The sequence below is a fragment of the Streptomyces sp. NPDC019443 genome (genome assembly GCF_044389785.1).
In the GTDB taxonomy this organism is placed as follows: Bacteria; Actinomycetota; Actinomycetes; order Streptomycetales; family Streptomycetaceae; genus Streptomyces.
The window spans coordinates 53,721-69,058 of record NZ_JBIRYJ010000016.1 but is presented as its reverse complement, the minus strand read 5'-3'; the positions used below and the strand labels follow the sequence as shown (position 1 = coordinate 69,058).

General features: G+C 71.9%; 4 protein-coding genes. 3 read left to right on the top strand and 1 reads right to left on the bottom strand.

Annotation, left to right across the window (positions count from 1 at the left end; all coding sequences use genetic code 11):
- The first annotated feature begins 157 nt into the window (after positions 1-157).
- From ACH492_RS33125 to ACH492_RS33115, 3 genes are all read left to right on the top strand, one after another.
- On the top strand, positions 158-1,201 hold the full coding sequence (locus ACH492_RS33125; protein WP_398992046.1) for an NADase-type glycan-binding domain-containing protein: 1,044 nt from the start codon (positions 158-160) through the stop codon (positions 1,199-1,201).
- A 567-nt stretch (positions 1,202-1,768) separates the two neighbouring features.
- Entirely contained in the window at positions 1,769-2,623 is an 855-nt protein-coding gene (locus ACH492_RS33120; RefSeq protein ID WP_398992044.1) for a hypothetical protein, read from the top strand.
- A gap of 144 nt (positions 2,624-2,767) precedes the next feature.
- Positions 2,768-3,034, top strand: a complete 267-nt coding sequence (locus ACH492_RS33115; protein WP_398992042.1) for a recombinase family protein — start codon at positions 2,768-2,770, stop codon at positions 3,032-3,034.
- A gap of 148 nt (positions 3,035-3,182) precedes the next feature.
- Here the strand turns inward: ACH492_RS33115 and ACH492_RS33110 are convergent, their stop codons facing one another.
- Complete coding sequence (locus tag ACH492_RS33110) at positions 3,183-15,296, bottom strand: amino acid adenylation domain-containing protein (protein WP_398992040.1); 12,114 nt, start codon at positions 15,294-15,296, stop codon at positions 3,183-3,185.
- Positions 15,297-15,338 lie beyond the last annotated feature (42 nt).

Here is a 15,338-nt window from a genome sequence, read left to right as displayed (position 1 = left end):
GACGCCCGATCGGACCGCGAACCGGACGCCCGACCGGACCGCGAGCCAGGGGACGGCCCAGGACGACGTAAGTGAGGAAGGCCGCGAACCTGCTCCCGCTCCCGACCCCGCTGCTGCCTCCGCGCCCGACCACCGGTCCGATCCGGAGCCGGCCCGCGTGGACGACACTGCCCGCACCGGTCCGCCCTCGGTCACCCGCCCCGACTCGGCACCGGCCGTCTCCTCCACCGAGGAAACCCTGCCGATCGACCCTGTCCCCGCAGCCGTCGCCCCCGCATCGGCGGGCCCCGGCCCCGGCTCCTCCGCCGACGAGCGGGCGAGGGCGCTGCTCGTACCGGTCGCCGACCCGAACCAGCCGGTGACGCCGGCCCCGAGTGTGGCCCCGGTCCTGCCCGGCCGCCCCGCCGCGGCCCGCCCCCGGGTCCAGGCGCCCACCGTCGAGCCGGATGAAGAGGGTGGCCCCCCCTGCCCATGGTGCGCCACCGGCAACCGGCCCGGCCGCCACTTCTGCCGTCGCTGCGCCATGTCCCTCGCCGCCGGCCCGGACGATCCGGCGGCGACGCGTCTGCCCTGGTGGCGTCGCATGATGAACTTCCGCAACAGACCGACCCCCTGGGCCGGTGACCGCCCCCGCCTCCGCCGGAGCCTGGGCCGGATCGTCACCTGGGCCGTCTGGGGTCTGGTGGTCGCGCTCGTGGTGACGGGAGCCTTCTACATCGACAACGCGTATCAGGCCACGCGCGACCACTTCGCCAAGCGAGCCCCGGTGGCGCCGGATTCGGTGAAGGCGTCCCGCTCCTTCAGCGGCCACGGCCCCGAGCTGGCCTTCGACAAGATCAACAACACCTGGTGGGGGCCCGGCGTCTCCCAGGCCGGCGCCGGAGAGTGGATAGAGGCCCGCTTCCAGCGGCCCACTCGCCTGCTGGACATCCTCGTCACCCCCGGCATCTCCACCCGGGCGGCCGACCTCTCCAAGTCCGCTTTCCCCCACCGCGTGCAAGTCGTCGTCACCGCCGCCGACGGCAGGACCACGACCCGCGAACTCACCCTCGACCAGGGCACGGGCAGCCAACGCCGGCGCTTCAGGACCGGCGAGGTCAGCGCGGTCCGCTTCATCCTGCGCTCCGCACACGGCGCCGCTGCGGACAAGCAGGTCTCCATCGCCGAGATCGAGTTCTTCGGGCGCTCCTCCGCTTCGTAACACGGCGGGTTCAGCGCCACGAACATCGCGTTGCGCCTCGGCGACCACGACGCCGCGGGCAAGGCCCCCGCGTATTCCCGCCTCGAGGCTCTCGCAGCGCGAAATCGTATCGCCACTCCACGGACCGGCCACGTCTGGTACTTCTCGGTCTCTGGAGCCTGCGAGGTTCAGTGTGGCTTTTACCAACCCGAATGTTCTTGTCGTCCCAGTGCCTCTGCCGGGGACCCGGCTGCCCGCGAGAGTGTCGAGCAGTTCCTCGGCGTGCTGGAAGGGGCCGCGGCGAGCTGTTCCCGGCGGCTAATGGTCGGGGGTTGTCCGCGCCCAACTCCTTCCGGGAAAGGGTGAACCGGGGTACGGGACGGCACGTAGCAACGGGAGTCGGGCCAAACAGGATCAGGCAGCGGCCACGAGTCGCCCACAGCATTACCCGCTTGGGTCTGACACAGGGCGAGCGCGCAGGTCCCCACCGCCGTGGACGCGGATAACGACTGTGTCTGATGAACCGAACCCATGACTGGCTCGTCGATAGCTATCGAACCTCACTGTCGAACTAGGGAGAAACAAAGAATGTCCCGACGGCGCACCGCCTCACTCGTTGCCACTTCTCTGCTTGCCTCGCTTGCGCTGACGGCCTGCGGGGGTGGGAGTGATGCGAAGGATTCGAAGGATTCGAAGAGTTCTGGCGACCTTGGCGTGAAGAGTCACGCGGCAGCCGCAAGCTGGAATAATCCCTCCTCTGACACCATTCAGGTCAAGGTGCGTCAGACTCCTGTCCTCAAGACCGTTGTCACGGACAAGAGTGGCTTCACCCTCTATCTGTTCAAGAATGACAAGAAGGATTCCAGGAAGTCGAATTGCAATGGTGCCTGTGCATCGAAGTGGCCGCCCGTAATCGTCGACAAGGGAACGAAGTTCATCGAGTTCGACGAGCGAATCAAGGCACCCTTCGGCATAGCCAATCGAGACGATGGCAACTTGCAGCTGACTCTTAATGGTTGGCCGCTATACCGATTCAGCGAAGATGCGCGCCCCGGAGATGTAAAGGGCCAGGGCGTGGGTGGAGTCTGGTTCGGCATCGGTCTCAACGGCGAGGCGCAGGGCTTCAAGGAAGGCGGCAACAACGGTGGAAGCACGGGAGGCAACGGCGGGAGCCCGACCCCGCAGCCCGGCAAGGCGGGAGTAGTGACGCTCCTCTCCGAGCCGAACGACTTCTCCGAGTCCAACGCCGCACGGAACGTGACGGGTTCGGGCTGCGTGAATGTTCGCCCGGAGAACACTGCGTCGGCGATCCGCCCCGGCAGCACTGTGAAGATCTGGTCCGAGCGGGACTGCAAGGGGAGGTCGCTGGTCGTCGACAAGGACATCGCAGACCTCGGTACCGTTGGCTTCGACAACGACATCTCGTCCATCTTCTTCGGGTGATTCCTGTGCCGCGGGGCGGGGACGGCTCAATGCCCTCTCTGCCCCGCACCACGTGGGGCCAGCCCACGTCGACGTTGCCAGCGGCGCGAAGGCCTCCCGCCCGAAGCTCGACTTCGTCATCAGTCGCTGCGTGAGGGCGACACGTTGAAGGTCACCCGGCTCGACCGGCTCCCCCGCTCCGTGCTGCACCTGGTGACCCTGGGCGCCGAGCTGCGCGAGCGCGGCATCGGATCGCACGTCATCGAGCAGGGCATCGACACCGCGATCATGGAGGGCAGAGCGATGTTCGGGATGTTGTCCGTGCTCGCTGAGCTCCAGCGCGAGCTGACCGTGGCGAACACCAACGACGGGCTCGCCTCCGCGCGGGCCCGCGGCCGGGTTGGTGGGCGTCGGCCCAAGCTCACCCCCTGACCAGGCCGCGCTCGCTCAGCAGCTCTACGACGCCCGGCCACGACCTGCACGTCGAGGGCGGCATCCTCATCACCTGACCACCGGGCAACTGCCCAGCGCTTCAAGCGTGTTCTCACGCAGGGCTGCGATGGTCGCAGGGGCCTGTGGGTCAGGAAAGTTCGGCTCCCGGAATCGGCGGGAAGTCGGTGAGCAGGAGGTCGGCAGTGTGGTCGAGCAGGTGCAGCGGCGCGGCACGCACCCCGGCCGTCTCCATCGCGTCCCCGTAGGCGAGGGCGAGCGGCGTGTCGACCAGGCCATGGACCAGTGGCAGGCCGGGCATGGCGGCCTGCAGCAGCGATTCGAGCCGGCATGAGGCGATCGTGCCGGGTATCCAGGACCGTGCGGTGTGTCCGGCGACGGCGGCCGAGGGCAGCCCGTCGGCGATGCGCCGCTCGACGTCACGCAAGGCGAGCAGGCCGCCGCCGACGACGAGTACGTCGCGCTGCCGTCGCATCCTGGTGATGGCGCTTGCCGTGTCGAAGCAGTGTGGGAACGAGTCGTCGACGACGATGGTGCCGGGCCGCAGCCGTTCGATGTCGAGGACCGTCTTGCCGCCACTGACCGCGGTGATCACGAGGTCGGCCTCGTATACGGCATTGGGCAGCGCGGGGTCGGATTCTACTGTTTCCGCGGCCGCGGCCAGGCCGCGGGTACACAGGTTCTCGGCGAGCTCCTTCAGGCGGGGCCCGCTGCCGGCGACGTCACACAGCAGCAGCCGGGCAGGCGGGCGCGCAGCCCGCGTGAGGAGCAGCTCGAGGGACGAGCTGCCGATGGAGCCGAGGCCGACCATGGCGACGGTGAGCCCGCCAAGGTCACGGCGGGTTGCTTTGAGCGCGGCGTGCACGGTCTTGACCACCGACACGGCAGTTGCGGCATGGCCGGTGGTGACCGCCGTCGCCGTGCCCGACTCCCGCAGGACGCTGAAGCCGTAACCGGTGTGTGCGGGAATCATGCCCGCCAGTGAGACGCAGCGGGCGCCGAGCGACGCGGCGTACTCGACAGCACGGGCGGTCTGCCGACTGAGGGCGATCCCTTGGGCCAACTCGTCGGCGAACAGCGGCAAGCAGACGAATCCGGAGCGGCCGAGCGGTGTGGTCGTCTCTTCGAGCAGGCGGGGGCCGGCGTCCGGGAAGAGCAGGGCGCGCAGTTGTTCACGGGGCAGTGCCGACGACGGCAGGCCGGCGAGCGTGGCGAGGTGCGCCGGTGCGGGCAGGTAGCCGACGAGCGCCGCGTCTACGGACCCGCGGGCTGTGCGGTGTGGCACCGTCGCTGCGGCTTCGGTGAGTTGGTCCCGCAGGGCGTCGGTGAAGGATGCGAAGGCCGACTCGGTGAGGGCAGCGGCCGAGGCGCGCACCGTGACCCGCAGGCTGTCTCCGGTCGGCCGTGCGGTGAGGAACACGTCGGTACCCATGGGCGGCGGGGCGAGTTCGGTGTCGCTGTCGTCCCAACTAAGCGTCAAAGTATCGCTGGTGAGCGGGCCGAGGGCGGAGAAGTCCAGGAAGCTGAAGAAGAACTGTGCGTACGCCGGCAGACCACCACCTGGGCGCGTGCCATCGGCGCCGTACGTCCGGGCGTCGGCGACCTCGGCGGCGACCGAGCGCAGGTCGTCGACAAAGGTCGGATCGGCCGTGCCGCGATCATCGGGGGCGGCGGGGCGTAGCGGTACGGCGGCGGCGAACGGGCCGAAGACGCGGTTGGCGTCGGGCAGCGGATGGTCCCGGCCGGTGACGGCGAGGCCGAGGACGAGATCGGCTTGGCCGATGAGGTCGGCCAGAGCCCGGTAGTACGCGGTGAGCACCGGGGCGTACAGGGTCGTGCGTGCGCTGGAGGCGAGTCGGCGCAGCGCATCGACTTGACGGGGGCTCAGCGTGAACCCGGTGGACCTGAACGGCGATACGCCGCTCTCCCGGCTGCGTGCGCGCAGCACCGGCTGCCGGTACGGGGCGTTGAGGCGGGCCCGCCAGGCATCGGCCACCGGATCCCGGCCGGACACATGACGTTCGAGAAGGGCGACGTAGTCGCGGAACGTGGCGCGCAGCGGCGGCAGGGCAGCGGGCTCGCTGCGGCCGAGGCGGTCGTACACGGTGAGCAGCTCCCGGCCGAGGAGCGCCGCGCTGTAGCCGTCGCCTATGAGGTGGTGGGCGTGTACGACGAGCACATGTTCCTCGGGTGCCAGGCTGAGGAGCCGAAGGCGCAGCAGTGGCCAGGCCCATGGCTCCAAGCGCCGCTGCCGTTCCTCGGCGACCCGCTCGGCGAGCAGTTCGGGTGCCGGCAGGTTCTCGAAGTCGACCGGCAGGCGTACGGCGGGCGGTAGCTCCTGCTGGACCGGTGGGCGGATCCCGGCGGGGAAGATGGTACGCAGCATGGGATGGCGGATGAGGAGAGCATCCACCGCGCGCTGGAAGCGGTCGGGCTGCAACGGTCCGCGCAGTCGCAGGCAAGCGAGCCATGCAGAAGGGGCGTCAGGTGCGAGGGCGTCGGAAAGCAGGAAGCCGCGCTGCGTGAGGGTGAGCGGGAACGGCGAAGGCCCCGTGCCCGTGGCAGCTGATGCCGTGATGGCCGGATGCGGACCGGCCTCGTTCGGGGCTGTCGGCCGGTCACCGGGTTCGGCCGGGCCGACGGTGCCGGTACAGCCGTCGGCCGACCTGTCCGCCCCGTCCGTGTGTGCCGTTGCCGCGTCGACCGAGGCCGTGTCCACCGCGGCGGCGAGGGCAGCGAGCGTGCCGTGTGCGTAGATGACGGTCGGCCTGGGCAGGACAGGGACCTCTCTGCTCAGCTGGGCGAACACCTCCAGGACGAGGAGGGAGTCGCCGCCGAGCGCGAAGAAGTCGTCCTCGCGACTGATTGCCGGAACGTCCAGCAACTCCGACCAGATCCGGGCCAGGAGACGCTCGGTCGGGGTGGCGGGCGGAGTCCGGCGGGCTTCAGGAGGCGCGGGTGGCCGTCCACCCCAGACGGCCCGGGCGGCATCCGGACCGGACGCAGGCGCCTTGAGCCGCGCGCGTGCGATCTTGCCGGTATCGGTGAGGGGAAGCGCGTCAACGAGATGGATCCGCGCAGGGAGCATATAGCCCGGCAGGATGCCGGAGAGGTGGGCTCGCACAGCGGCAGCGTCCAGCGCCGGGCCCCCGGGACGGGACTCGACGAAGGCCGCCAGCCGGTCGTCCCGGTGGATCACGGCGGCCCGGGCGACGCCGGGATGCGTGTGCAACACCGCCTCGATCTCACCGAGTTCCACCCGGTGGCCGCGGATCTTCACCTGGTCGTCGAGGCGGCCGAGGAACTCCAGAACTCCCTCCGGTCCGCGGCGGACCCGGTCGCCGCTGCGGTACCAGAGCCTGCCGTCGCGCTCCACAAACGCTGCCGCCGTCAGCTCCGGCTCGCCGAGGTAGCCCGGGCTGAGGCCCACCCCGGCAATGAGCAGTTCGCCGGCCTCGCCCGGCGCGCAGCGGTGCCCGCCGGGGGCGACCACCTCGACCTCGATACCGGTGATGGGGCGGCCGATGGGCACCTGCCGCACATCGTCCCTGGGGCGGGCCTCGATGACGTGGCAGGTCGCGTTGATGGTGGTCTCGGTCGGACCGTAGAGGTTGGCGATCCGGTGGCCGGTGCCGAACAGGTCGTACCAGCGGCGGACGTGAGCAGCCGACAACGCCTCGCCACCTACGTGGATCCAGCGCAGCGCCGACAGGTCCGGCGGTGGTGCGCCGTGCCGGACTCGGTTCTCGGCTGCGGCCAGCAGCTGCTCCCACAGGGTCGGCACCGAGCTCCACACGGTGATCCGGCCCTGCTCGACGCGCTCCAGCAGCGCCTCGGGGTCGCGGACCAGGGTGCGGGGCATGGCCACGACGGTGGCGCCGACGAGCAGCGGCGCGAGGAGCTGGCGCACCGAGGCGTCGAAGCAGACCGAGGCGGTCTGGGCGAGCCGGTCGTCCCTGCGGTAGCCGAAGGTGTCCAGGGCCCAGTCGAGGTAGTTCTCCATCGCCCGGTGCGTGATCGGCACCGCCTTCGGGCGCCCGGTGGAGCCCGAGGTGAAGATCACGTAGGCGATGTCATCGGGTTCGGCGGGCGCGGTGGAGCCGGTTGCGGGAGCCGGTGACGGGTCGTCGACGGAGACCTGGGTGACGCCGTCGAGCGCGTCGGCAACCGCGCCGGTGGCGGCGTGGCAGACGACGGTCCGGGCCCCGCACCGGGTGAGCTGGTCCGCCAGGCGCGCGGTCGGGTGGGTGGCGTCCAGCGGTACCCACCCGGCACCGGCCGTCAGGATGCCGACGACACCGACGACGGTGTCGGCGCCCGGCTCGGTGAGCAGGGCGACCAGATCGCCGGCGATGACGCCGGAGGCACGCAGCCGGGTGGCGAGCTGGGCCGAGGCGCGGTCGAGTGCCGCGTACGTCAGAGTGGTCTCGCCGGTGTCGACGGCGATCGCGTCGGGGACCGCGCGGAATTGGGCGCGCAGGCGGTCGACGATTCCGCTCCCGTACGGCGGCGCCGCTGCCGAGTCCGACACCGATACCGCTCCCGAGTCCGGCACCGATGTAACGGCCGAGGCGGGCGCCGATTCCGACACCGCAATCTGCGCCTGCTGCTGGGTACGCCGGGCGAGCGCGTCGATTTCGGAGAGTTCGGCGAGGTGTTCACGGGCCAGGCGTGCCACGGTCGTCCGGGAGAACAGCCGGGTGGGGAAGTTCCAGGAGAAGTGCAGCGTCTGGTCGCTTTCCCAGCACAGCAGGCTGAGCCGGGTGGCGGCGGAAGCGGTGCCTGCCGCGGTCGGATGCACGGTGACCGGGCAGCCCGGGTCACGGGTGGCGGGGAAACGCGCGAAGCTGAAGCTCGCCGGGCTCACCGTGCGCGGGCCGGCCCCACCGGCGGGCAGGAGCCGTGCGAGGTCGAGGCTAGTGAGCCGGGCGTGCCGCTCGCCGGCCAGCCATTCTTGCCGCAGCCGCTCGGCCAGAACGTGTGCCGGCTCGTCCATGACGACCGTGGCGAAGACCGGCAGCGTGTCGGCGAGCGGGCCAACGAGCCTGCCGATGCCGGGCAGCCGCGCCTCACGGCGGGCCCGGGCCACGTTGATTGGTACGTTCACGCGGGTGCCCGGGGCCGTATCGCCCCGTCCGCTCCACCGTGCCAGGCACCGCGCGTACGCGGCGAGCAGCAGATGGAACAGCGAAACGCCGTGGGCGGCGGCGCATTCCCGCAGCGCCGCGGTGAGCTCGGGATCGGTGACGGCCTGATGCGCGGCCAGCGGCGGGGCGGGCTGCCCCTGCGGATCGCCGTCGTAGGGCAGTGCGAACGGCTCGCTCTTGGCGGCAAGCGCATCGCGCCAGTATCGCTGGTCCTCGGCGAAGTCCGCCGAGGCGCGTTCTGCCTCCAGGGCGGCCGCGTAGTCGGCGAAGTCCATCTCGGGCGGTGTCGGCGTCGGCGTACGGCCTTGCGAGAGGGAGGTGTAGAGCGACCACAACTCCTCACCGAGGATGTTGAGGCTGAACCCGTCACCGGCGGCGTGATGGATCACGAGGACGAGATGGGCCAGGTCCGTTCCCTCGCGGGCGAGTACCGCGCGTACCGGCGGCTCGGCGGCGAGGTCGAAAGGCCGGTTGCACAGCGTCTCTTCGAGATCCTCCACCGTCCCGTGCAGATCCCGGACCTCGTACCAGGCCGTGACGGGCGTGGGCGGCGCCACGGTCTGGCGGGGCGCGGCGCCGTCGGGCTCGATCCGGATCCGGAGCATCGGGTGCTGTTCGGCGAGCACGGCGAGCGCCTGCCCGAGCAGGCCGGGGTCGAGGGGGCCACTGATCGTCTGCCGTACGAATCCGTAGGCGGTGACCTGATGGTGCAGCCGGCCGTTGGTGTGGAAGGCGAGCTGGACCGGGGTGAGGGGCAGCGGTGCTCCGTCGGTGGCGGTCGTCGCCTCCATCGCGGTCTGCGGTCCGTCGGCGGCAGTGCTCTGAAGGTGGGCGGCCAGCTCGCGGACCGTCTGGTGTTCGAAGAACAGGGTGGTCGGCAGTTGCCGGTCCAGCTCCCGCTCCAGCTTTTTGACGAGGTCGACGGCGGTGAGCGAGTCCAGCCCCATGCCCAGGAAGGGCTCGTCGTCGGCGATCTCTTCGGGCGCGCGGTGCAGCGGTGCCGCCAGCAGCCGGCGCAGTGTCTGGGCGAGGCCGGACGGGATCGCCGTGGGTGCGGCCACCTGGGCCGAGGATGTGCGCATGGGGGCCGAACCGGCGGCGGCCTGCGCTGTGTCGGCGGGTTGTGGGACCGGCGTGGAGAGGGCCGGTTCAGGAACCGCGGTCAGGTCGGCGACCAGCAGTTGTGCTGCGTCGATGCCGCACGCGCTGTGGAGCGCCGACAGCGCGGCGCCGGGGGCCAGCGGTTTGCCTCCTCGGGCGCGGACGGCCGTGTGTGTGCCCAGTCCGGCGGCCAGACCGGTCCCGGCGAGCGCGGCGAAGTTCAGCGCCTGCCACGGCTGCCCGGCCGCCCGCTCGGCGGCGGCGAACGCGTCGAGGAAGGCATTGGCCGCGGCGTAGTCGCCCAGTGCGCCGGCCAGACCGGGCAGCACCGACGCGACCGAGGAGAACGCCACGCACACCGTTGGCCGGTGACCGTGCCGTCGCAGGGCCCGGGCGAGCAGATGGCTGCCACGCACCTTGGCGGCCAGGACCTGGCCCACCTCCTCCTGCGACTTCGACCGCAGCGTTCCGGGGCGTGCCACGCCCGCGGCGTGGAACACCGCGTCAAGGCGAGGCAGGCCCGCCAGCAGGGCGTCGACGTCGGCCTCGACCGACACGTCGGCCACGCGGTACTCCGTCACGGCGCCGAGGGCGTCGAGCTCGGCCAGCAGGTCGGCGGGCGGCTCGGCGGAGCGGCCGCAGAGCACCAGCGTCGGCCGACCGCGGCCGGCCAGGTCGCGGGCGAGGGCGGCACCAACACCGCCCGCGCCGCCGGTGATCAGGTACACGCCGTCGGCCGGCAGCCGTTGCGGGGTCGGCGGGCCGCTCAGCACGGCGACCGGGGTGCGGGTCAGCCGGCGGCCGGCCCGCCATGCGACCGTACCGGCCCCTGCTGCCATGTCCTGCCCGTACAGCTCGCGATCGACGGCGTCGAGGCGCGCTGTCACGGTCTCCAGCGACGACAGGTCGACGCTGCGTGCCGCGAGTCCGGGCAATTCCTCGGGCAGCGCGAGGGTGAGGCCCGTGAGCAGCGCCTGCGCGGGGCGGAGCAGTTCGGGGGCGACGCCCGTGGCGTGTACGTCCTCGGTGACGACGAACAGCCGGGGGCGGGCCCGGCCGACGAGCGCGAGCAGGTCCTGAAGCCCCGTCACCGCGGCGTGCTGGGTGGCATCGAGTGCTGCCACGCTGTCCGGAGCGGCGGACGGTCCGGCGAGCAGGACAGCGGTGTCCGGGAACGGCGCCCCGGCGGGCAACGCGTCGCCGGACCTGTACACCGCGACGCCGCGGTCGGTGAGCCGGTCCGCGAGGGCTCGGCTCAGCTCGGAGTCCGGCCCGGCCAGCCACACTGCCCGCGGCGCGTAGCCGGTGGTCAGCGGCGCGTCGTCCCAGGCGAAGCGGTGCAGCAGCTGCGCAGTCTCGGGCTTCGGCCAGTACGTCCGGCGCTGGAAGGGGTAGGTGGGCACGGCGACGCGTGTCCGTCCGGCGTCGAGTGCCGTGTGGCTCAGGTCCGCGCCGCGCGTCCACAGCCGTCCCACCGTCTCCAGCAGCGCCCGTCCGCTGTCCGCGCTCCCCGCCTCTGCCGCCACGGACGTCGTGAACACGTCGGTCCGTGCCTCGCGCGCTCGTGCCGCGGCGCGGACCAGGCCCGGAAGGGTTGTGCGTGGGCCGAGTTCGACGAAGGTGTCGTACCCGTCGTCGAGCAGGTGCTCGACGGCGGCGCCGAAGCGTACGGGCCGGATGGCGTGCTCTCGCAGGTATTCCGGATCCAGCCCCGGCTGCCACTGAGCGGTGACCGTACTCATCAGCGGTGTCACCGTGGGGCGGAAGGCGAGGCCGTCGGCCGTGGCGGCCAGTGCGTCGAGGGCCGGGCGCATCATCGGTGAGTGGAAGGCGCGGGAAACCTCCAGTCGCCGTGCCGGGATGCCGTCCGCCCTCAGCTCGGCGACGGCCTGGTCGACCATGTCCGGGGCACCCGCGATCACGACCTGGGCAGGGCTGTTCACCGCGGCCACACACAGCGTGCCGCCCGAGGAGGCCACCAGCCGAGCGACGGTCTTCTCCCCGCCGCGTACCGCGGCCATTGCTCCCGGCGCGGTCAGTTCCCCCATCAGGCGCCCGCGGACGGAGGCGAACCGTACGGCGTCGGCGAGGGTGAGCGCGCCGGCGACGCAGCCCGCGGCGATCTCGCCGACGCTGTGCCCGGCGACGGCGTCCGGCCTCACGCCCCACGCCTGGAGCTGGCGGGCGAGCGCGACGCCGAACGCGACCAGCAGCGGTTGGGCCACCTGTGTCCGGGCGAGATCGGCGGGGGAGACATCGGGATCGAGGCACCAGGCCGCCAGGCTGCGCCCGTCCACCGGCCCGGTGAGCGCGGACGCCTCCTCAAGGACCTGCCGGAACACCGGCGCCACCGCGTGCAGCGCGCGGCCCTGCCCCGGTCGCTGAGCGCCCTGCCCCGGCAGGAGGAACACCGGCCTGGGCCGTGACCGGGTCACGCTGCCGGCCGGACCCGCCGCCAGCCGCGCCGCGAGGTCGCCGTCCGCCACCACGGCCAGGCGGTGCGGGCCGTCGTCCCGGGCAGCGCGGACGCCGGCGCAGACGTCCCCCTCGCCGAGCTCCGGATGAGCCCGCAGGTGCGCAGCGAGGTCGGATACGGCGGCGCGCAGCGCCGGGGCGCTGCGTGCCGACAGGGTGAGCAGGTGCGGGGTGTTGCTCGCCGTCGCGGGCCGGCGGATGGGCCGCGACGGGGCCTGTTCGAGGATCGCGTGCGCGTTGGTGCCGCCGAAGCCGAACGCGTTGATCCCGGCGACCAGCAAACCGGATGCCCAGTCGCGGTGTTCGGTGACCACCTCGAAGCCGACGTCGGCGAGGCCGAGTTCCGGCGAGAGGGGTGTGTGGTGCAGCGACGCGGGAAGCTGACGGTGCGTCAGTGCCAACACCACCTTAACCAGGCTCGGCATGCCGGCGGCGTTGAGCAGATGGCCGAGGTTGGTCTTCACCGATCCGATCAGGCGGGGCTGCCCGTCGGCGCGCGGCGCGAAGGCGTGGGCGAGCGATTTCACCTCGACCGGGTCTCCGATCGCGGTGCCGGTGCCGTGGGCCTCCACATAGGACACCGTGTCGGGGTCGACGCCCGCGTCGCGGTAGGCCTGTGCGATGACCTCCCGCTGCCGCAGCGGGTTGGGCGCCATCAGGCTCAGCGACCGGCCGTCGTTGTTCACCGCTGTGCCGCGCAGCAGCGCGAGCACTGGATCGTCGGCACGTTGAGCGTCGTCCAGACGGGTCAGCACGATCGCCGCGCCACCCTCGCCGGGGACGAATCCGTCGGCCGCGGCACTGAACGTATGGCAGCGTCCGGTGGGTGACAGCGCCTGGGCCGCCTCGAGCAGCCGGTACCCGGTCGACGTGAGGTTGAGGTTGACCCCGCCGATGACGGCGACGTCGCATTCGTCGGCCAGGAGACTGCGGCGGGCCAGGTGCAGTGCTACGAGCGCCGAGGAGCAGGCGGTGTCGACGGCGAGCGCCGGTCCGCTCAGGTCCAGGTGGTGCGCTACCCGGGCGGCGACGAGGTTGGGCAGGTTGCCGACCAGCGCCGCCCCGGGCAGCCCGACATCGCCGTCGGCGCCCCGGCCGAGCACCTCTCGGTACCCGCTCTCGCCGACCGCGGCGAAGACGCCGACCCGGCGGCCGCGCCGTCGTGTCCCGGCATAGCCGGCGCGCTCCAGAGCCTCGTGCGCGAGTTCGAGAAACAGGCGCGCCTGCGGGTCGGTTGCGCGGGCCTCTTCTTCGTCGACACCGAAGAAGCCGGCGTCGAAGCCTGCCGGATCGGTGAGGAACGAGCCCCACCGGGCGACGGCGCCCGGTGGGGTCGTCCATCTGGTCGGCGGCACGTCCGTCACGGCGTCGTGGCCCGCCGTGAGCTGGGTCCAGAAGGCGTCCGGGGTGTCGGCACCGGGGAACCGGCACGCCATGCCGACGATGGCGATCGGGGCAGTGCCGTGGTCGCTCGCGGTGCCGGGTACGGGCCTGCTTGGGGCCGGGGGCGGCGCCGGTGAGGAGGGCTCGCCGCTCACCGCGAGCACGTGCTCGGTGAGTGCGGCGACCGTGTCACAGGCGTGCAGTGCGGCCGGCCGCACGGTGATGCCGAACGCGTCCTCCACGGCGGCGAGTACCTCCATTGCCTTGAGCGAGGAACCACCGACCGCGAGAAAGCGGTCGTGCGGGTCGATCTCGCCTTCAGGCCTGCCCAACACCCGTGCCCAGATGCCAAGAAGGGCGCGCTCGATGTCCCGGCGAGGCAGGGGTGGCACCGGCCCGTGGCGGGTGGCTGCGCGCGGTGGTACCACCTCCGACGCGGCCTGTTCGAGGGGCGCGGCGGGCGTTTCGCGGGCCGCCGCCCGGCGCGCCTCGACGTCCGCATACCTTCCGGCCTCGACGCGGGCCCGCATCAGGGACCGCCGCACCTTGCCGCTCGTCGTAAGGGGAAACGCCCCCGGAGGTACTGGCAACACCCGCACGTCGTCATGGGCCAGCGCCTCACCCACCCGCGCCGCAACCTGGTTGAGTACGCCGGTCACCTTCGCGTGCGACGGCCTGGCCCACTGCACGAAGACCACGACACGCTCTTGGCCGCTGACCGGGTCGGTGGAGCCGACCACCGTGACCCGTCCCGGCGGCAGCCCGGGGGTGCTCGAAGCCACCTCTTCGAGGTCCAGGGCATGGAAGGTGCGTCCGTTGATGAAGACAACGTCCTTGTGGCGGCCGGTCACACAGAGCCGTCCGTCGCGAACGAAGCCCATGTCGCCGGTGCGCAGCCACGCGTCGGCGAATGTGGCGGCGGTCGCCTCCGGGGAGCGGTGGTAGCCGCGTGCCACCTGCGGTCCGCTCACTTCGATGTGCCCGACGTGCCGATCGCCCAGCACATTCCCCTTGCCGTCGTCGACGATGCGCACAGCGCAGCCAGCTACGGGACGGCCGACGTCCATCAGCTCCACGGCGGCTGGGCCCGGCACGGCGTCCACCGCCCGGCCGCGGCTCAGCGCGGCCCGGTCCAGCACCAGCGGCGCCGCCACCTCCCCCAGCGGCGGGAAGGTGACCGCCAACGTCGCCTCGGCCAGGCCGTAGACCGGTTGCAGCGCCCGCGCGTCGAGACTTGCCGGGCTCGTCTTGCGCAAGAACTCCCGCCACACCGCCGCGGCGATCGGCTCGGCGCCCACCAGGACCAGCCGTACGCTGCTGAGGTCGAGCCGTGCCAGTGCCTCGTCCGCCACCCGCCGCGAGACCAGGGCCAGTGCGAAGTTCGCCGCCGAGAGCAGCGTCGCCCGGTGGCGCGCAGCCGCCTCGAACCACAGCGCCGGCCGTTTGGCGAAGGACAGCGGCGCCACCTTCACCTGCTTGAGCCGTGCAGCCAGCGGCGCCAGATGGGTGCCGATCAGTCCCATGTCATGGAAGTACGGCATCCAACTCACCACGACGTCGCGGGGGGTGAGGGCTGCCGCGACGCGGATCTGCTCCAGGTTGGCCAGCACACTGGCATGCGTCAGCTCAATGCCCTTGGGAGCCCCGGTGCTGCCCGAGGAGAACTGCAGGAAGGCCACGTCCTGTGGCGCGGGGACCGGCAGCCGAGCCGGCGCGCGGCCATCGCGCAGCGCAGTCAGCCGCAGTGGACGTACGGCGTCGGGCAGCGAGGCCAGCAACGGCGCGGTCGTTTCGTCGACGGTGACCGGCGGCCGGTCGAGCAACTCCCACACCGACAGCACCTGCTGCGCTTCGGGCGCCAGCGGCACGGGTATCAGCCCGGCTGCGATCGAGCCCCAGAACATCGGCTGGAAGTCGTCGCTCCGGTCGGCGAGCAGGAGCACGTGGGTGCCCGGCTCCAAGCCTGCGTCACGGTAGCCGCCGGCGACTCGCATCGACTCGTTCCGCAGCTCGCCGAAGGTGATGACCCGCTCGCTGCCGTCATCCCGTACGTGCACGATGACTTGCTCGGGCGCTTGCTCGGCCGCGTCCGACAGCACATCCAGCAGCGTCGTCCAGCCGTTCGAACCATCCAGCACTCGGCCACCCCTCAACTGGTGATCTGTCACGGACCTCGGCAT